This is a genomic window from Salinimonas lutimaris (assembly GCF_005222225.1).
Taxonomy (GTDB): Bacteria; Pseudomonadota; Gammaproteobacteria; order Enterobacterales; family Alteromonadaceae; genus Alteromonas; species Alteromonas lutimaris.
This window is the reverse complement of record NZ_CP036536.1, coordinates 2987572-3006832: the sequence shown is the minus strand read 5'-3', so window position 1 is coordinate 3006832 and position 19261 is coordinate 2987572. Positions and strand designations below refer to the sequence as shown.

Genomic DNA, 19261 nt, shown 5'->3' with positions numbered 1-19261 from the left:
TTGTCTTTATCAAGCATAAAGACGTGTTGGGTGTAATAAGCCTATTGAGGAGCGATAAATTTCGGGCGGGTGAAAGAATGAAAAAATAATGAAATTTTTATTTCATTATGTTGTAAATGAAAATTATGTTCTTTATAGTGTTAACAGTTCGGTTGTCCACTCAACACCGCAATAACATGTTGCAGTGCATTGATATCGGGGAACCAGTGTGAGGAATATGAGGAGACCGATTTTGGAAACATTACATAATTTTGTTAACGGCGAGATGGTGACCTCGTCATCATCATCATTTTCACCCGTACATAACCCAGCCACTGGTGAACAAATTCGTCAGGTTGCGTTAAGCTCAACCAAAGAAACACAAAACGCCGTGCTGGCCGCGCATAGTGCATTTAAAAGCTGGTCAAAACTATCACCACTGAAGCGCTCACGAATCATGTTTCGCTTTAAGGCATTACTGGAAGAAAACCGCGACCGCCTGGCCCGGCTGATTTCTGAAGAGCATGGTAAGGTATACTCTGATGCGGTAGGTGAGCTGACCCGAGGTCTGGAAGTGGTTGAGTTTGCCTGTGGTATTCCGCATCTGCAAAAAGGCGAGCATTCGGCCAATGTCGGTACCGGGGTGGATTCTCATGCCCTCATGCAACCGCTGGGTGTATGCGCGGGGATCACGCCGTTTAACTTTCCGGCCATGGTGCCAATGTGGATGTTTCCGATTGCACTGGCTACTGGCAACACGTTTGTGCTTAAGCCATCAGAAAAAGATCCGTCATTAGCGCTTGAGCTGGCGAAGCTGCTCAATGAAGCCGGGTTACCCAAAGGAGTATTTAACGTAGTCAATGGTGATAAGGAAGCGGTAGATGCACTGCTGCATGACCCGCGGGTACAGGCTGTCAGCTTTGTAGGCTCCACACCAATTGCTAATTACATCTACTCTACAGCGTCGGCCAACGGTAAACGTTGTCAGGCACTGGGCGGGGCAAAAAACCACGCGATAATCATGCCTGATGCAGAGCTGGAAAGTGCGTCCCGAGCGATTATGGGGGCAGCATTTGGTGCTGCAGGTGAACGCTGTATGGCGCTGTCGGTGGTGGTCACCGTGGGTGATGAAACCGCTGATAAACTGATTAGCAAACTGCGGCCGCAAATAGATGCAATGAAAATAGGACCGGGCATCATTGAAGAAGGCGAGAATGATATGGGGCCGGTGATCTCTTCACAGCACAAGAAAAAGATTGAAGGTTACATTCAGTCTGGTGTGGAGCAGGGCGCCACATTACTGGCCGATGGACGTCAGTGGACTGTTCCAGGTCATGAAACCGGTTTTTTTGTGGGCCCAACGCTGTTTGACAATGTATCTCCCGACATGACCATTTATCAGGAAGAGATCTTCGGCCCGGTGTTAGTTGTGGTGCGCGTCAGTGATTTTGATACTGCCCTGGAGCTGGTCAATCAGCACGAATATGGCAACGGCACGGCAATTTTTACCCGTGATGGTGAAACTGCCCGCCAGTTCAGTGAAAATGTTCAAGCCGGTATGGTAGGGGTAAATATTCCCATTCCTGTGCCAATGGCTTTTCACAGCTTTGGCGGCTGGAAAAACTCAATTTTCGGGCCGCTCAATGTTCACGGTAATGACGGCGTTCGTTTTTATACCCGGATGAAAACCGTCACCAGTACCTGGCCAGCCAGTGTCCGACTTGAACAGCACAGTAGTTCGTTTTCTATGCCTACATTAGGCGAGTAACCCCTGTTAGCAGGAGGCATTTATCGCCACCTGCTGTAAAACAGCGCTCCACCAACAATAATAATCTGTTCCCTACCCACGCGTCAGTGCAGCATCCTGCCCGGCGCGTTTTTTATTTCTGCCGGTAGCAGGCACCGAAAAGGGCAAAAAGCATGGTACAATTGCGCCCATTATTAACCTGCACGCTCCTATTTTGTTGAAGCTGTCTGGCGACATTTGTAGAATACGCCGCCATATTGCTCCACAACCTTTCGCATCGGTGACATTTCATCGCTGAGCAGACCCAGATTATCTGGCCGCCTGAGGGAGTTGCAGCACAGTCACATCTTTTCACAGAAGCAAGAATTACATGGCAGAACAGAATTTTCTGAACGAAATAGAGAAGCGTCGCACGTTTGCGATTATCTCGCACCCCGATGCGGGTAAAACTACGATCACCGAAAAGGTTCTCCTGTTCGGACGCGCGCTGCAAACCGCAGGGACGGTAAAAGGTAAAAAATCGGGTCAGCATGCAAAGTCTGACTGGATGGAAATGGAAAAAGAGCGGGGGATCTCGGTAACCACCTCGGTGATGCAGTTTCCTTATCGTGACAACCTGGTAAACCTGCTGGACACGCCGGGGCACGAAGATTTTTCTGAAGATACCTACCGTACACTGACAGCTGTGGATTCATGCCTGATGGTGATAGATGCGGCCAAAGGGGTTGAGGACCGGACCCGTAAACTGATGGAAGTTACCCGCTTACGCGATACGCCTATCATCACGTTTATGAACAAACTGGACCGCGACATCCGCGACCCGATGGAAGTGCTTGATGAAGTGGAAACCGAGCTGGACATGCTGTGTGCACCGATTACCTGGCCGATTGGCTGCGGTAAAAGCTTTAAAGGGGTGTACCATATCCACCGTGACGAAACAATTCTGTACAAAAGTGGCGAAGGTCACACCATTCAGGATGTACGAATTGTTAAAGGGTTGGATAACCCAGAGCTGGACACCGCAGTAGGTAGTGACCTGGCTCAGACGCTGCGTGACGAGCTTGAGCTGGTTATGGGCGCATCCAACGAATTTGACAAAGAACTGTTTCTGGCTGGCGAACTGACACCGGTTTTCTTCGGTACGGCTCTTGGTAACTTTGGTGTTGACCACATGCTCGATGGTCTGGTTGAGTGGGCGCCTGCACCAAAAAGTCGTGAAACCGAAGATGGCAAGGTTGAGGCGACTTCACCGTCATTCAGTGGCTTTGTATTTAAAATTCAGGCCAACATGGACCCACGTCACCGCGACCGCGTGGCATTTTGCCGGATTGTGTCAGGTAAGTACGAAAAGGGTATGAAAATGAAACATACCCGCATTGGCAAGGATATTCGAATCGCGGATGCACTGACCTTTCTGGCCGGTGACCGTTCGTTGCTCGAAGAAGCCTACGCTGGGGATATTATCGGCCTGCATAACCACGGTACTATCCGGATTGGTGATACCTTTACCGCCGGAGAAGACTTCCGCTTTACCGGTATACCTAACTTTGCGCCAGAGCTGTTCAAGCGGATTCGCTTAAAAGATCCGATGAAACAAAAGCAGCTGCTCAAAGGCCTGATTCAGTTATCGGAAGAAGGGGCCGTCCAGGTATTCCGTCCGCTGGCCAATAACGACCTGATCGTTGGGGCGGTGGGTGTACTGCAGTTTGACGTAGTGGTGGCGCGCCTGAAAGCAGAATACAACGTGGATGCGATTTATGAGCATATCAGCGTGAACACTGCTCGCTGGGTGTATTCCAGCGACGAGCGTAAACTGGATGAGTTCCGCCGTAAGGCCGAGCAGAATCTGGCCCTGGATGGTGGAGACAACCTGACGTATATCGCGCCGACCATGGTCAACCTGCAACTGGCGCAGGAACGTTACCCGGACATTGAATTTACCCATACTCGCGAACATTAAGACACAATTATGAATATACATGCATTACTGGTAAGCCGGTTTGAAGAAGCGTTAGACGAACTTGGCGTAAGCAACGCCCCGGTACCTGTGGCGCGCAGTGCCCGCCCTGAGTTTGGCGAGTATCAGTTTAACGGTGCCATGGCACTGGCTAAACAGTTAAAACAAAAGCCCCGCGATATTGCCGACAAAATTGTTGAGCTGGTTAAGCTCAGCGATGTGGCTGACAAACTGGAAGTGGCAGGTCCTGGTTTTATTAATATTCATCTGAGCGATCGCTGGCTGGCTAATCAGTGTGAACTGGCGTTGCACGACCCGCGTCTGGGCGTGGCCAAGCAGGCTGAAAAAAATGTGGTGGTGGATTATTCTTCCCCTAACCTGGCCAAAGAGATGCACGTAGGGCACCTGCGTACCACCATCATCGGCGACAGCGTTGTAAAACTGCTGGAATTTCTGGGCCACAAGGTGATTCGCCAGAATCACATGGGTGACTGGGGAACGCAGTTTGGAATGCTGCTGGCACATCTGCACGACAAACTACAGGCTAATCAGCTGGCTGAAACAGCCCTGTCTGATCTGGAAGACTTCTATCGTGAAGCAAAAGTCCGGTTTGACGATGAAGACGGTTTTGCTGACCGGGCCCGGGCCTTTGTGGTGAAGCTGCAAAGCGGCGATAAAGAGTGTCTGGCGCTGTGGGATAAATTTATCGATGTGTCCATTCAGCACAGTGAAGAAGTTTACAACAAGCTCAATGTCAGCCTGACCCGTAAAGACATTATGGGTGAGTCTGCCTATAACGACGATCTGGCCAATGTGGTGGCGGACTTAAAAGCCCAGGGCATTGCTGTGGAAGATCAGGGCGCGCAGGTGGTATTTATTCCTGAGCTGGCTGACAAAGAAGGCAATCCGTCGGTATACATCGTACAAAAATCGGGTGGCGGATATCTGTATGCCACTACGGATCTGGCCGCCATGCGTTATCGCAGTGGTACTTTACAGGCAGATCGTACCCTGATTCTGACTGATGCCCGTCAGGCCTATCATTTCAAACAAACTGAGATCGTAGGTCGTAAAGCCGGCTTTATGCAGGACAGCCAGACTTACGAACATTGCCCGTTTGGTATGATGCTGGGCAGTGACGGCAAGCCGTTTAAAACCCGTACCGGCGGTACGGTTAAACTGGTTGAGCTGCTGGACGAAGCCGTAGAGCGTGCCCGCAACCTGATTGCCGAGCGTGATAACGACCTGAGCCAGGCAGAGCTGGATGAAGTGAGCCGTAAAGTGGGCATTGGTGCGGTGAAATATGCTGATTTAAGTAAAAACCGGACCACCGACTATGTGTTCAACTGGGATACCATGCTGAGCTTTGAGGGCAATACCGCGCCGTATTTACAGTATGCCTTTACCCGGGTAAAAAGTATCTTCAGAAAATCCGGTATCAGCGTGGCAGATCTGCCAGTGGCGGTGAGCCTGACAGAAAAACAGGAACATGCACTGGCGGTACAGCTGCTGCAGTTTGAAGAAACCATTGGTGTAGTGGCCCGTGACGCCACCCCTCATGTGCTGTGTACGTACCTGTACGATCTGGCCAGTGCGTTTATGAGTTTTTACGAAGCCTGCCCGATCCTTAAAGCTGATACACCGGTGGCGGTACGCCATAGTCGTCTGGCGCTGGCAGCGCTGGTTTCCAGCACGATGGAGCTGGGCTTATCCCTGCTGGGTATCGAAACGCTGGAAAAAATGTAAACTGAACGTATCAGTTCATCAAAAAGGCTGTGAGTATTCACGGCCTTTTTTGTTTTTCAGGAGCACAACATGGCAAAACTACTGGCCTTTGCAGGCAGCACCCGAAAGGGGTCGTTTAATCAGTCGGTACTACACTGCGCGGCTGACGGCGCAGAGCAAGCCGGCGCGCAGGTCACCCGAATCAGCCTGGCTGACTATCCGATGCCACTGTATAACCAGGATGAGGAAGCCGCCCACGGTATACCAGCAGCGGCGCAGGCATTTAAGGCACTGATGATGAGTCACGATGGCTTTTTAATTGCCTCTCCGGAGTACAACAGCAGTTACCCGGCATTGCTGAAAAATGCGCTGGACTGGGCGTCCCGGCCTGCACCTGATGAGCCCATGCTGGCTGCGTATAAAGGCAAGGTTGCGGGAATTATGGCGTGCTCGCAGGGCGCGCTGGGCGGTATGCGGGTGCTGGTGGTGCTACGGATGCTACTGGAAAACCTGGGAGTGATTGTGTCGCCCAACCAAAAAGCCATAGGCAAGGTAGATACCCTGATGGATGAAAAGGGCATTATCACCGATGCCAGAGCCCTCAAACAACTGCACGGACTGGGTAGCCAAACTGCCGATCTGGCCGTCAGACTAGCCCGTTAATTCGCGGTTTTTACCTCAGGCCGGTAATGGCGTCTGTCTGCCGGCCACGAAACGGTTAAAGCAGGCAATTTCTTTGGCGATTCCGCTATCAAAATTTCGTCGTTTTCGTTACTATTCGCGGTCTTTATCAGTTAATGAATTGCGGATTTATGTTTGAAGTAAACCCTGTCCACAACGCTATCGCAGATATCCGGGAACGCACCGAAGCCCTTAGGGGGTATCTTTGACTTTGATGCAAAGTCAGAGCGATTAGAAGAAGTTAACCGGGAACTTGAAAACCCGGATGTATGGAATGAGCCAGATCGCGCCCAGGCGCTGGGTAAAGAAAAAGTGGCGCTGGAGCAGGTGGTGGAAACCATTGTTAACCTGCAACAGGGCACTGAAGATGTTGAAGGGCTGGTTGAGCTTGCGGTGGAAGCCGAAGACGAAGACACCTTTAACGAAGCCCGCGCTGAGCTCGATGGTTTGACCGAGCAGCTCGAAACGCTGGAATTTCGCCGGATGTTCTCAGGTCCTAACGATGCCGCGGATTGTTATATCGATTTGCAGGCCGGTTCGGGCGGCACCGAAGCCCAGGACTGGGCGAATATGCTGCTGCGTATGTACCTGCGCTGGGGCGAAGCCCACGGCTTTAAAACCGAGATCATCGAATTGTCAGAAGGCGAAGTGGCCGGTATAAAATCTGCCACTGTTCGTTTTCAGGGTGAGTATGCCTTTGGCTGGCTACGCACCGAAACCGGTGTTCACCGTCTGGTGAGAAAGTCACCGTTTGACTCGGGTAACCGTCGGCATACATCATTTTCATCTGCATTTATTTATCCTGAAGTGGATGATGATATCGACATTGATATCAACCCGGCTGATTTACGGGTAGACACCTACCGAGCTTCCGGCGCAGGTGGTCAGCACGTTAACCGGACTGACTCAGCGGTACGGATCACCCACGAACCTACCGGTATTGTGGTGCAGTGCCAAAACGACCGTTCTCAGCATAAAAACCGGGACCAGGCCATGAAGCAGCTGAAAGCCAAACTGTATGAGTTTGAGCTGCAAAAGCAAAATGCTGAAAAACAGGCCATGGAAGATAGCAAGTCGGATATTGGCTGGGGTAGCCAGATTCGCTCTTATGTACTGGATGATTCACGCATCAAGGATTTGCGCACCGGTATTGAGAACCGTAACACCCAGGCCGTGCTAGACGGTGACTTAGACAAATTTATTCAAGCCAGCCTGAAGTCCGGGCTTTAACCCAACAAGTGATTAGGTTATGACTGACCAGCAACACGACGAAAACAGATTGATTGCCGAGCGCCGGGCTAAACTGAGCGCAATTCGAGAAAACTGCCGTGCTAACGGTTTCCCGAACAGCTTCCGCCGTGAAAACTACGCCGAGGAGCTGCAGGCACAGTACGGCGAACTGGACAAAGAAACCCTGATTGAGCAGGGCCATGAAGTGAGTATTGCCGGCCGTATTATGGCAAAGCGCGGCCCGTTCCTGTTGCTACAGGACATGACTGGCCGCATTCAGGCCTATGCATCAAAAGATACCCAGAAAGACATTAAAGCGCGCTTCGGTTCGCTGGATATCGGCGACATCATCGGCGTAGCCGGTGTCTTGCACAAATCAGGCAAGGGCGACCTGTATGTCGATATGGCTAACTATGATCTGCTGACCAAGGCACTGCGTCCGTTACCGGAAAAATTCCACGGTCTGAGCGATCAGGAAACCAAATACCGTCAGCGCTATGTTGACCTGATTACCAGTGACAAAACCCGCGAAACATTTCGTGTGCGCAGCGCCGTGGTCAACGGTATCCGTCAGTATCTGACAGAGCGTAAGTTTATTGAGGTGGAAACACCTATGTTGCAGGTTATTCCGGGCGGCGCTACGGCCAAGCCGTTTGTTACGCATCACAATGCGCTGGACATCGACATGTACCTGCGTATTGCCCCTGAACTGTACCTGAAGCGTCTGGTTGTGGGTGGCCTTGAGCGAGTGTTTGAGATTAACCGTAACTTCCGTAACGAAGGGTTGTCGACCCGCCATAACCCAGAGTTCACCATGCTGGAATTCTATCAGGCGTATGCAGATTATCATGATCTGATGAACCTGACCGAAGACATGCTGCGCAAGCTAGCATCAGACATTCTGGGCAGTACCGAGCTGGTTAACACGGTTAAAGATGCAGAAGGTAATGTCACTCAGGAAATCCGCTATGACTTTGGCAAGCCATTTGAGCGCCTGAGCATGGGGGAGGCCATTTTAAAATACTGGCCTGAGGCTAACGAAGCGGCTATCCGCGATCCGGAAGCACACCTGGACGAGCTTAAAGCTATGGCAAAACAACTGCACATTAAAGAGCCGGAAGTTGACGGTATCTGGGGTGCGGGTAAATATCTGTGTGAAATCTTTGAAGCCACTGCCGAAGAGCAGCTGATTCAGCCAACGTTTATTACTGAGTATCCGTGGGAAGTTTCACCGCTGGCACGCCGTAATGACGATAATCCGTTCATTACTGACCGTTTTGAGTTCTTTGTTGGCGGACGTGAGCTGGCGAATGGTTTCTCGGAGCTTAATGATCCGGAAGATCAGGCTGAGCGCTTCCGCAAGCAGGTGGAAGAAAAAGACGCCGGTGATGATGAAGCCATGCATTTTGATGAAGACTACATTCGTGCGCTGGAGCATGGCTTACCGCCAACAGCAGGACAGGGAATTGGTATTGACCGCCTGGTGATGCTGTTTACTGACAGCCCGACCATCAAAGACGTGATTTTATTCCCGCACATGAAGCCTGAAGCTCAGGCGCAGGACTAAGCCACTGGCGAAAAACACCGCTGACGCCTATCCGGCGTAGCGGGTTTCCAGCGCTTTAATCTTGTTATACAAAAAGGTATTGATGCTGACATCAATACCTTTTTTTTGTGCCTGTTTGATGATGAATCCGTTGATGGCATCAACCTCAGTAGGGCGGCCATTTGCCACATCCTGATGCATACTCGAATAATTCTGTGCGGTTTGCCGGGCCACTTTTTTCACCTGCTCTTTGAGCACGGCGGGGCTGTGCTGATAACCTGCCTGTGCCATTACCTGGCTGACTTCCTGGCAAATGTCACAGATATGCCCTTGAAATTGCGGGTTATCAAGTTCGCCATTGCGAATATCATGTAGCGCAGTCAGCGGATTAATTACCGCATTCACCGCCAGTTTAAGCCACAGGGCTTCCATAATATCCTGATGCCAGGTTACCGGGGCCAGACACCGGCTGAGCATTTCCAGTAAACGCTCCTTTTGGATTGGGTCAGTGCCTTTATTATCCGGCGCTTCGCCCAGCATGGTGCGGCCAAATCCGGTATGTTTGACTTCCGTGGCATTGAGCCTGAGCGCACCGTGACTGGTGGTTGCCAGATACAGGGCATGCTCGGGTAACACCGCCCGGACCGCTTCCAGTCCGCCCATGCCGTTATGTAGCAACAGCACAGCTGTTTCCGGATGAAGTTTGTCTTTCCAGGCTTGCGCTGCGTCGGCCAGTTGATGAGCTTTAAGCGGCAGGACCAGGATATCCTGGGCGGTGAGTTTATCGGCCACCGGCAGGTTGCTGCCCAGTAAAGTCGCTGCACCGCCATAGCCAAGCAAGCGTTGGGTGGCCGGGCGCGCATGGCGTGGGGCCAGACTAAAGGGAATATGATTCGCCTGGGCGCCGGCTGCGACCAGCGAACCTATCGCGCCACTGCCAACAATTTGTAGTCGACCTGTAACAGGATGCGTCATGCAAAAATCTCTGGGCAATCAGCGAACAGGGGGCGTGTAATCCGGCCAGCGTCGCAAAGCAGGATCGCTGGAGGATGAAGCCAGCCAGGCGTCGAATGACGACGCGGTAAACTGTTCACCATGGTTTATATCAGCTTTTACATTAATCATTTGTCCTGCATATGTAAAACAAAGTCGATATGCGTGCAGATATAAGCGATCACTGTCTGTTGCGCCGTACAGGGTGTCGCCCAGTATCGGTGCGCCCAGACTTTTCAGGGCAACCCGAATTTGATGGGTTTTACCGGTCAGGGGTTTCACCAGATAAACCCGGACACCAGGCACCAGGCTTTCACTGAAAAACTGAGTGACAGCCGGGTTATCTCTGGTTTTTAATAAAATATGCTGGCCCCGCCGGCGATTTTTCATATCACCGCTGATGGTACCCTGCTTTTTAGCCGGCTTACCGTGCGCCAGCGCCAGGTAATATTTTTGAATCTGATGATAGGCAAACGCCTCTTGAAACCAGGCCGCTGCCTGCGGATGGCGGGCCAGAATAAGGGCTCCGGAGGTACCGTCATCCAGCCGGTGACACAAATGCAAGTGCTCGCCGGTCTGCTGGCGCAGCAAACTCACAATGCCATGCCGGGCATCATGCATGGTGACCCCCGCCGGTTTATTAACAATGTAAAAATCGGCATGGGTGTACAGTATGGCAATGTCTGTCATTATTTGAGCAGGGCTACCGCGGCGTCATAATCCAGTTCGTCAATGGCATCTTGTAGCAGCTGCTGATTTGCATCAGACATCTGCATATCGGCCAGCCAGCCGTCCAGCTGGTCCTGCGGAATAAACTCATGCCCTTCCAGGGCACGGATTAACGCGGTGCGGGCAGCATCGCTATTGTCAGGCGCGGCAGCGGGCGCAGGGGCGGTGGCATCCAGCGCATCAATTTCGGTAATGGTCTGGTTTAACACCTGCTCAAATGCCGCCTGATTAGGTGGCAGGCTTTGATGTTCCTTAATGTGATTCTCATAATCACGGGACTCGTGATGCAGCGCATTGAGGCCCAGATTACCGGCTACGCCTTTTAGAGTATGTACCAGCAGGCGGGCATTATCCCACTGCTGCTCGGCGGCTGCCTGTTGTAGCGTAGCGGAAGTAGTACGGTACTCGGCGGCAAATTTTTGTAGCAGAGTAACCAGCAGGGTACGGTTACCGCTTAGTTGTGACAGACCGAATTCAAGGTCAATAATAGCTGGCGATTGATTCATGATGCGTCCCTTTTTGATATGTCTGAATTGTAGGGTATCCCTTTATAAATTGATACATGTTCGCTTTTCGGCGCGGCGGTTATTTAGCGCAAAATCTGGTAGTCTGACGATGCTACCGAACAAATAACACCTTAAAAGAATATGAATAAGGTAAGCTTGGACCAGTCAATCATGTGCTCACTATAGAATAAGCATACCGATTCGGTCTTTTTATGAGAATAATACAAGGAAGCGCAATGTCTGTACGCGTTATTGCCCAATGCACTGTGTTTGGCCTGCTCACCAGTGTGCTGGCTGCCTGCCAGCAGTCTACCCCCACTGAGCTGTCACAACAGGCCGCCGAACAGACCGAACAGGTCTCCATTCCCTATGAAAAATACACCCTGGATAACGGCCTGACGGTGATTTTGCATGAAGACCATTCCGATCCGCTGGTGCATGTGGATGTGACCTACCATGTTGGGTCTGCCAGAGAGGAAATCGGTAAGTCCGGCTTTGCGCACTTTTTTGAGCACATGATGTTTCAGGGCTCTGAGCATGTGGCTGACGAGCAGCATTTTAAAATCATTACCGAAGCGGGCGGCGATCTCAACGGCTCTACCAATACCGATCGCACCAACTATTATGAAACCGTACCGGCCAATCAGCTGGAAAAAGTGCTGTGGCTGGAAGCTGATCGAATGGGCTTTTTGTTACCGGCGGTCGACCAGAAAAAATTTGAAAACCAGCGCGAAACTGTCAAAAACGAGCGTGCCCAGCGGGTTGATAACCAGCCCTACGGGTTAAGAGCTGAACGCACCGCCGAGGCGCTGTATCCGGTGGGTCATCCTTATTCGTGGATGCCGATTGGCTATGTGGAAGACCTTGACCGGGTTAATGTGGACGATCTTAAAGCTTTCTTCAAACGCTGGTACGGGCCGAACAATGCCACATTAACCATTGGTGGCGATATTGATGTTGAGCGCACCAAACAGTGGATTGAAAAATATTTTGCGGCCATTCCCCGCGGGCCGCAGGTTGATGATCCTGAGCCCCAGCCGGTTACCCTGAATGAAGACCGCTTCATTACGCTGGAAGACAATGTACACCTGCCATTGTTGCAAATAACGTTTCCGACTATTTATGCCCGTCACGAAGACGAAGCCCCGCTTGATGTGCTGGCAGATATTCTGGGCGGCGGCAAAACCTCGCTGCTATACAAAAATCTGGTGAAGGGCGGTCAGGCTGTGCAGGCCTCTGTGGGGCACCCTTGTCGGGAACTGGCGTGTGAGTTTCAAATCATGGCGCTGTCAAACCCGGCCATCGGTAATGATCTGGCCGATTTAAACAAGGCAATCCGCCAGACCTTTGATGAATTTGAACAGCGTGGCGTAACCGCAGATGATCTGGCCCGCACTAAGGCATCCATCGAGTCATCGACCGTATTTGGTCTGCAAAGTGTGGCAGGAAAAGTGTCGACTCTGGCTGCCGGTGAAACGTTCCAGCATCAGCCAGATCTGGTCGCAGATGATATTCAACGTTACAACGCCGTCACCGCCGAAGACGTTATGCGGGTATACCGCAAGTACATTAAAAATGGTCATGGCGTGTTTTTAAGTGTGATACCTAAAGGGCAGAAGCAGCTGGCTGTGAAGCCTCAGAATTTTAATTTGCCTGCGCGCGATATACCGCCGCGACAGGCGCCTGAGTCAGTTGAACAGGCCAGTATTCAGGATGATTTTGATCGTAATCAGGTGCCGCAGGCGGGCCCTACACCTATCGTTGAAGTACCGGAATACTGGCAGGCTGATCTGCCCGGTGATATTTCACTGCTGGGCGTGACCAGTGCAGAAACCCCTACTGTTACATTTACCCTGTCGATGGAAGGGGGCATGCTGCTGGACCCGCAAGGCAAAGCGGGTACGGCGTATCTGACCTCACTGATGATGAATGAAGCCACCAAACATTACTCGAACGAGGAAATGGCCAATGCGCTGGCTAAGCTGGGCAGTTCAGTGCGCTTTAATTCGCGGGGCCGCTATACCCAGATTTATGTTTCTGCCCTGACTAAAAATCTGACGCCTACACTGGCTTTGCTAAAAGAAAAGCTGTTTCATCCGGCGTTTAATCCGCAGGATTTCGAGCGCATGAAAGAGCGGGTCATGCAAAGTATGCAGCAGCAGCTGAAAAAACCATCAGCTTTGGCAGGCCGTGCCAAAGATGCCATTTTATTCGGCCTGGATAATCGTGTGGCCCTGCCTGATGAGGGTACGCTGGATACCATCAGTAAGGTTACGCTGAAAGACGTAAAAGCCTTTTACGCGCGTTATTACAACCCGGCTCAGGCCACTGCGGTGGTGGTGTCGGACTTATCCAGAGCGCAGATTTTACAGTCTTTTGACTTTTTAAAAGACTGGACTGTCCGGGACTACGCCATAGCGCCTTACAAACCATTTCCTGAATATGATAAATCGTCGGTTTATCTGGTGGATAGCCCCGGAGCCGTGCAGTCGGCGGTGTACCTGGTCCGCCGGGCCAAGCCGTATGATGCTACCGGTGAGTATTTTCGTTCCCGCCTGATGAATTTTCCGCTGGGCGGAGCATTTAACAGCCGGATTAATTTGAACCTGCGTGAAGATAAAGGCTACACCTATGGCGCCTCCAGTGCATTTGTAGGCGGCAAAACACTGGGGTGGTTTGAAGCCAATGCTGATGTGAATGCGCAAAATACAGGCGATGGCATTAAAGAGCTGATTAATGAAATCACGCGCTATCAGCAGCAGGGAATCACCGACGAAGAATTGTTGTTTATGCGTAATGCCTATACGCTAAGCGATGCACTGGATTATGAAACACCGGGCAGCAAGGCACGCTTTTTAAGCCAGTTGCAGGCATATCAGCTGCCAGATGATTATCGGGCTAAGCAGCTGGATATTATCCGGCATATCAGCGCCGATGAGATTAATGCGCTGGCGGCCAAAGAGCTGGATGTGAAAAACATGCAGATTATTGTGGTTGGCGACAAACAAAAAATTCTGGAACAATTAACGCCTTTAAACCTGCCTGTGACAGAATTGTCGTTGCAGGACGGCAGCCGCAATGTGCTTGCAGAATAATCTGTAAGCCTTAATGAGACGTTAACAGATACAACGAACAGTTTGTCGTGTTAGTGATAACACGCCATTGAATTTACTTTGTCTCTCCCTATTGTGGGGGAGCGTTTTTACTGACTGGATGAAGATTTGACTGTGACTCAACTGACTTTCGATCAGCGTTTGGATGCGCTGCGCTCTGAAGAGTTCCTGACCAGCCTGGCGCAAAGCCAGCGCGGGGTGGAACGAGAGGGATTACGAATTGAAAAAAGCGGAGCGCTGGCTCAAACAGGCCACCCCAAAGCGCTCGGTTCAACCCTGACCCACGACAGTATTACCACAGACTTTTCTGAGTCATTACTGGAATTTATTACGCCTCCGGCAGACAGTGCTGCACAAACCATGGAACAGTTAAAAGACATCCATAAATTTGTGATAAACAACATAGGTGATGAGTTGTTATGGCCCATGAGCATGCCCTGCTTTATTGAGGATGACAACAGTATTCCTATTGCCGACTTTGGCAGCTCCAATGTGGGTAAAATGAAAAAGGTATACCGGGTTGGCTTGAAAAACCGTTATGGCAGCATGATGCAGGCTATTGCCGGTGTGCATTTTAACTTCTCATTTGCCGATAGTTTTTGGGCTCACTGGGCAAAGCTGCATGGTCAGGAGCATACCAAAGAACAGGTGGCGGCAGATTATTTCTCGTTGATCCGTAACTATCGCCGAACCTGTTGGTTAATTCCATATCTGTTTGGTGCCTCTCCGGCGCTGTGTGCTTCTTTTCTTAAAGGCAAAGAACACAAAATGCCGTTTAGCAAAGTGGGTAACGGCACGTATTACCTACCTTACGCCACATCACTGCGAATGAGTGATTTAGGCTATACCAACGCAGAGCAATCCGCCTTGCAGATTTGTTATAACCGACTGGATAACTACGTTCGTCTGCTACGTGGTGCAATGGACACGCCATCCACCCGGTTTACTCAGTTTGCCGCCGGTGAACAGGACAACTGGCAGCAGTTAAGCAAGAACATCCTGCAAATTGAAAACGAACTGTATTCGCCCATTCGCCCGAAACAGCCCACCCGTTCAATGGAAAAACCGACCGATGCGCTGGTGCGCCGTGGTGTGGATTATATTGAAGTGCGGGCACTGGATATAAATCCGTTTTCACCCACAGGCATTGAAGAAACCCAGATGGATTTCCTGGATGTATACCTGCTGACCTGCCTGATGATGCCCAGCGAAGAGCTTACCCCTGACAGTATTGCTGAAGCACGCGACAATATGGATGCAGTGGTACTGGAAGGCCGTAATCCGGAGCTGGATCTGCATATTGATGGTCAGCCACTGAAAATGCAGCAATGGGCAGAAGATTTATTTAAGAAATTTGATGCGGTGGCCGCTGTACTGGATACAGCGAATAACTCTACACAGTTTTCACAAGCTGTAGCTGACCAGCGCGAAAAGTTGACTGACCCGGATAAAACACCGTCAGGGCGTATTTTAAATACGCTGCTGGAAGATAACGCAGATAATTCAGCGCTGGGTCTGTTGCTGGCAAAAGAATATGCAGACGTATTTGACAGCCATGAGTATACTCACTACTCAGAGCAGGATTTTACTGCTCAGGCGCAGGCATCACTGAAAGCGCAGCAGGATATTGAAAACGCAGACGAAAAGGACTTTGAAACCTTTATTCGTGATTATTACAACGAACCCAGGGCATAAAAAAACGCCTGACAGGGTGTCAGGCGTCAAAAGCGTTCCAGGGAAACACACATTTTGCTAGAACAGTAGTTTGGACACCGGATGGCGAGAAAGTTCCCAGAGATTGGCAAATTTTTTTTAATTTCCTCATTTGTTGCTGTTGCGCTCACTGGCTGCGCAACAGCCCCGCCTAAAGACAGCAGTAATATCTGCAAGATTTTCTATGAAAAAGAAGACTGGTACGACGCCGCCGCTGACGCACGGGACAAATGGGGCGTGCCGATTCATGTCCCCATGGCCATCATGTATCAGGAAAGTTCTTTCCGGCACAATGCACTGCCACCACGCGACTATGTGTTTTTTGGCTTAATTCCCTGGGGGCGGGTAAGCTCTGCATACGGTTATTCGCAGGCTAAAACCATCACTTGGTCAGACTATATAAAAGAGACCGGCAATGGCTGGGCCGATCGGGATGACTTTGACGACGCCATGGATTTTATGGGCTGGTATATTTACAAATCCTATGTGGTCAATGGTACATCAAAGTGGGATGCGTACAGTCAGTATCTGAATTATCACGAAGGGTGGGGCGGATACAAACGTAAATCCTATAATCGTAAGCCCTGGCTGAAAAAAGTGGCGGCCAAAGTGAAAGCCCGCTCTTTACGCTATGCAACCCAGTTGAAAACCTGTGAAGAAGATTTGCAGAAAAGCTGGTTCTGGAAGCTGTTTTCCTGATTGCTAAATGCTCATCCTTCTTGCAATAAAAGAAGGGTGGGCGCACCACACACCCACCCAACACCGACGCTAAGCCAAGACCGTTTTATTACCCAACGTCGAACAGGCACAGCCAGATTATTGTAAATGAGAATGATTTGCAATACTGTTTTTTAAAATAGTTGTATTTTTTCTCACCTGATTGTTTTTTGATCCTGATCAGTCAGGTATCAGCGTTTCTCATACATACTTGCTGTAGCAAACACAGGAGAAAAGTATGTTGATCGCATTATTAACTGATCCGGTGGTGTGGAGCTCGCTGCTGGGCATAGGAATGATTATTGGGCTGATGGCTTACTATGCGTACCTGATTATGAAAAATACCCGGCAAGGCCGCTAGATAACTTACCGTACCCGGATAAATAGTCTGTGTGATAACAGCCTGAATTGCCAGTTGAAAGCGTCATCGGGCTGCACTATGCTTATCTTATGCATACAAAACAATAAAAGCTGTAGATATGCCTGAGTGTGTCATTTGTCCCCGCTGCGGGGCTGATTCTTGCTGACCTCATCACAAATTACCGCCGGACAACAGGAAATGATGGCGGTGCGGTACCGGCGACGCTATTTGCTTTGCCAGGTGCTGACCATTATCGGTGCTATATTTCTTTTGGCACTGGGAGCATACAGCTACCTTGATAATAATCCTGTTCTGGGCAGCATATTGACCGGCAATACTCTGGTCGGCCTGCTCAATCTGTATCTGTTAAAGCAAAGCGGGAACGTGGAGCGCGCTGCCACAATACTGAGTATTATTCTGCTGGTGTTGTCGCTCAGCCTGCTGGTGACCGGCGGCAAAGATAACACCGGTATTCTCTGGATTTACCCCATCCTGGCTATTAACTTGTTTATTAACCGCTTCTGGTCGGCGGTGATCATGTTCAGTCTGTTTGGTATTGCCAGTAGTCTGCTTTTATTTACCCCTTTGTCGGCGTTGCTCATGACCAGCTATACCCTGGTGGAAGGCCTTCGCTTTGTGCTGACCACGCTGGCGTTAAATGCGATTTGTCTGGCTGCACTGCGCTCAGAAGAAAAGTCTTATCAAACCATTATGCAATTGCATAATGATGATATTCGCAAAATGGCTTACTACGACACCCTGACCGGGCTTCCTAACCGCTGGAGCTTTAAAACTAATCTGGAGCGTTTATTAAGCCGGGCGAAAAAAGATAAACAGCGGGTCGGGTTATTGTATATCGATTTAGATAACTTTAAGCAGGTCAATGACCAGTATGGCCATGAAGCCGGTGACCGCTTGCTGCGTAAATTCAGCGACCGCCTGGCAGAGGTAATCCGCCCAACCGATCAGGTATTTAGCCAGCAAACCGAAAGTCTGGCCAGGCTGGCAGGCGACGAATTTGTAGTCCTGCTGCCGAATATAAAAGATCCACTGGACGCCAGCAGTGTGGCATCCCGTATTCTGGGAATTTTCGACGGTGGTTTTGAAGTCGATAATGTTAATCACGCTACCTACGCCAGTATGGGTATTGCCGTGTATCCTGATGATGCCACCACCCCGGTGGATTTGCTCAACTACGCCGATGCTGCAATGTATGATGCCAAGCATAACGGGCGTAACTGCTTTCGGTTCTTTACTCAGGAGATAGCCGATAAGCTCTATCAGCGCCAGCGCATCGAAAACGGCCTCAAGCAGGCTCTGAATGAAGGGCATTTTTCGCTGGTGTACATGCCTATATTCAGTTGCGCTGATAATCATATTGTGGCCTTTGAGGCGCTACTCAGATGTAACAGTCCGGCGCTGGAAGGCCTTGGCCCGGATCAGTTTATTCCGGTGGCCGAAGCCACTGGCCTGATTAAAGATATTGATTTGTGGGTTATCGAGAATGCCTTAAAAGCACAGGTGGCTTTGCAAAAAGAGCACCGTTTTACTGGCAAGGTCTGCATCAATATCTCGGGTGTAGAGCTGCACAATGAACAGTTTCCTGCTCAGGTAAAGCAGCTTATTACCTCGCACAATATTGCCCCGCAATGCATTGAACTCGAAATTACTGAAACCGCCTTTGTGGCCGGAGACCCGGCCTGCCTGGCTACACTCAATGCGCTGCATGAACTGGGCGTGTCAATTGCGCTGGATGATTTTGGCACCGGCTACACAGCGTTTAATCAGCTTATTCATTACCCGGCTCACTGCCTGAAAATAGACCGCTCTTTTGTCAATGATCTGTTTTCTGAGCGCGAGGCGCGCAACAAAATGGTCATGATTATCCAAAGTCTGGCCCGGCTGTATAATCTGCGGGTAATCGCCGAAGGCGTAGAAACCCAGGAGCAGCTGACCTATCTTAAAGACCTCGGCTGTGACTGGGCTCAGGGATATTATTTATCCCGCCCGCTTGCATGGCCTGAATTTCTGGCACTGCTGAAAAAATAAATGCTGGATAGGTGCGCAGTTAGCAGCAAAGCAGCGCAGGTCAGCTGTGCGTATGCCACAACCATAAGTGAATGAATACATCAGGTCATATTTTGTATTCTTCTGGTCAATGATGCTCATTGCTTCACTCTCGCTGAGTACCGTAGCTACTCGCTCTGGCTCGAAACGTATCTGGTAAAAGCGTTAACTCCCGTTTAAAGAAGTGTTTATGCATA

The 19261-nt window shown here is 50.4% G+C and carries 14 protein-coding genes; 11 read left to right on the top strand and 3 right to left on the bottom strand.

All coding sequences use genetic code 11. From position 1 onward, the window contains the following. Window positions 1-232: 232 nt before the first annotated feature. The 6 genes from EZV72_RS13225 to lysS all read left to right on the top strand — a co-directional run bounded on the left by EZV72_RS13225 (window position 233) and on the right by lysS (window position 8886). Window positions 233-1747 carry a CoA-acylating methylmalonate-semialdehyde dehydrogenase gene (locus EZV72_RS13225; protein WP_137167671.1) on the top strand — a complete coding sequence of 505 codons (1515 nt, stop codon included), beginning with the start codon at window positions 233-235 and terminating at the stop codon, window positions 1745-1747. Between the two features lie 349 nt (window positions 1748-2096). Beyond that, the gene (gene prfC, locus EZV72_RS13220; protein ID WP_137167670.1) at window positions 2097-3686 is read left to right on the top strand and encodes a peptide chain release factor 3; all 1590 of its coding nucleotides are present in this window, start codon (window positions 2097-2099) and stop codon (window positions 3684-3686) included. Window positions 3687-3695: 9 nt separating this feature from the next. Next, the gene (argS, locus tag EZV72_RS13215; protein WP_137167669.1) at window positions 3696-5429 is read left to right on the top strand and encodes an arginine--tRNA ligase; all 1734 of its coding nucleotides are present in this window, start codon (window positions 3696-3698) and stop codon (window positions 5427-5429) included. 69 nt (window positions 5430-5498) lie between these two features. Beyond that, a complete protein-coding gene (locus tag EZV72_RS13210) occupies window positions 5499-6071 on the top strand; it encodes an NADPH-dependent FMN reductase (RefSeq protein ID WP_137167668.1) in 573 nt (190 codons plus the stop codon). Window positions 6072-6220: 149 nt separating this feature from the next. Continuing rightward, window positions 6221-7319 (top strand): peptide chain release factor 2 gene (gene prfB / locus EZV72_RS13205; RefSeq protein ID WP_137167667.1). Its coding sequence is split into 2 segments (ribosomal slippage): window positions 6221-6295 and window positions 6297-7319, totalling 1098 coding nucleotides; the frame shifts between segments, so codons are not numbered across the junction. A 19-nt stretch (window positions 7320-7338) separates the two neighbouring features. Beyond that, on the top strand, window positions 7339-8886 hold the full coding sequence (gene lysS, locus EZV72_RS13200) for a lysine--tRNA ligase (protein ID WP_137167666.1): 1548 nt from the start codon (window positions 7339-7341) through the stop codon (window positions 8884-8886). Between the two features lie 27 nt (window positions 8887-8913). Here lysS and EZV72_RS13195 read toward each other — a convergent pair whose 3' ends face one another. The 3 genes from EZV72_RS13195 to EZV72_RS13185 are packed head-to-tail and all read right to left on the bottom strand — an operon-like array spanning window position 8914 to window position 11093. Then, on the bottom strand, window positions 8914-9840 hold the full coding sequence (locus EZV72_RS13195) for a ketopantoate reductase family protein (RefSeq protein WP_137167665.1): 927 nt from the start codon (window positions 9838-9840) through the stop codon (window positions 8914-8916). Between the two features lie 18 nt (window positions 9841-9858). Next, window positions 9859-10548, bottom strand: a complete 690-nt coding sequence (locus EZV72_RS13190) for a TIGR01621 family pseudouridine synthase (RefSeq protein WP_137167664.1) — start codon at window positions 10546-10548, stop codon at window positions 9859-9861. Next, entirely contained in the window at window positions 10548-11093 is a 546-nt protein-coding gene (locus EZV72_RS13185) for an Hpt domain-containing protein (protein WP_137167663.1), read from the bottom strand. Before EZV72_RS13185 ends, EZV72_RS13190 begins: the two co-directional genes overlap by 1 nt. Window positions 11094-11329: 236 nt before the next feature. Between EZV72_RS13185 and EZV72_RS13180 the strand changes: the two genes are divergently transcribed. From EZV72_RS13180 to EZV72_RS13160, 5 genes are all read left to right on the top strand, one after another. Next, window positions 11330-14188: a M16 family metallopeptidase gene (locus EZV72_RS13180; RefSeq protein WP_137167662.1), complete on the top strand. Its 2859-nt coding sequence runs from the start codon at window positions 11330-11332 to the stop codon at window positions 14186-14188. Between the two features lie 126 nt (window positions 14189-14314). Next, entirely contained in the window at window positions 14315-15901 is a 1587-nt protein-coding gene (gene gshA / locus EZV72_RS13175) for a glutamate--cysteine ligase (RefSeq protein WP_137167661.1), read from the top strand. A gap of 81 nt (window positions 15902-15982) precedes the next feature. After that, window positions 15983-16618 carry a transglycosylase SLT domain-containing protein gene (locus tag EZV72_RS13170; protein ID WP_137167660.1) on the top strand — a complete coding sequence of 212 codons (636 nt, stop codon included), beginning with the start codon at window positions 15983-15985 and terminating at the stop codon, window positions 16616-16618. Window positions 16619-16874: 256 nt separating this feature from the next. Then, the gene (locus tag EZV72_RS13165; RefSeq protein ID WP_137167659.1) at window positions 16875-16997 is read left to right on the top strand and encodes a DUF3149 domain-containing protein; all 123 of its coding nucleotides are present in this window, start codon (window positions 16875-16877) and stop codon (window positions 16995-16997) included. Window positions 16998-17156: 159 nt separating this feature from the next. After that, a complete protein-coding gene (locus tag EZV72_RS13160; RefSeq protein ID WP_232364420.1) occupies window positions 17157-19046 on the top strand; it encodes a putative bifunctional diguanylate cyclase/phosphodiesterase in 1890 nt (629 codons plus the stop codon). Window positions 19047-19261 lie beyond the last annotated feature (215 nt).

Bases quoted from the DNA above. Each gene is read 5' to 3' on its own strand.
- prfC (WP_137167670.1), top strand. From the start codon at position 2,097: ATGGCAGAACAGAATTTTCTGAACGAAATAGAGAAGCGTCGCACGTTT.
- argS (WP_137167669.1), top strand. From the start codon at position 3,696: ATGAATATACATGCATTACTGGTAAGCCGGTTTGAAGAAGCGTTAGAC.
- EZV72_RS13210 (WP_137167668.1), top strand. From the start codon at position 5,499: ATGGCAAAACTACTGGCCTTTGCAGGCAGCACCCGAAAGGGGTCGTTT.
- lysS (WP_137167666.1), top strand. From the start codon at position 7,339: ATGACTGACCAGCAACACGACGAAAACAGATTGATTGCCGAGCGCCGG.
- EZV72_RS13195 (WP_137167665.1), bottom strand. From the start codon at position 9,840: ATGACGCATCCTGTTACAGGTCGACTACAAATTGTTGGCAGTGGCGCG.
- EZV72_RS13190 (WP_137167664.1), bottom strand. From the start codon at position 10,548: ATGACAGACATTGCCATACTGTACACCCATGCCGATTTTTACATTGTT.
- EZV72_RS13185 (WP_137167663.1), bottom strand. From the start codon at position 11,093: ATGAATCAATCGCCAGCTATTATTGACCTTGAATTCGGTCTGTCACAA.
- EZV72_RS13180 (WP_137167662.1), top strand. From the start codon at position 11,330: ATGTCTGTACGCGTTATTGCCCAATGCACTGTGTTTGGCCTGCTCACC.
- EZV72_RS13170 (WP_137167660.1), top strand. From the start codon at position 15,983: ATGGCGAGAAAGTTCCCAGAGATTGGCAAATTTTTTTTAATTTCCTCA.
- EZV72_RS13165 (WP_137167659.1), top strand. From the start codon at position 16,875: ATGTTGATCGCATTATTAACTGATCCGGTGGTGTGGAGCTCGCTGCTG.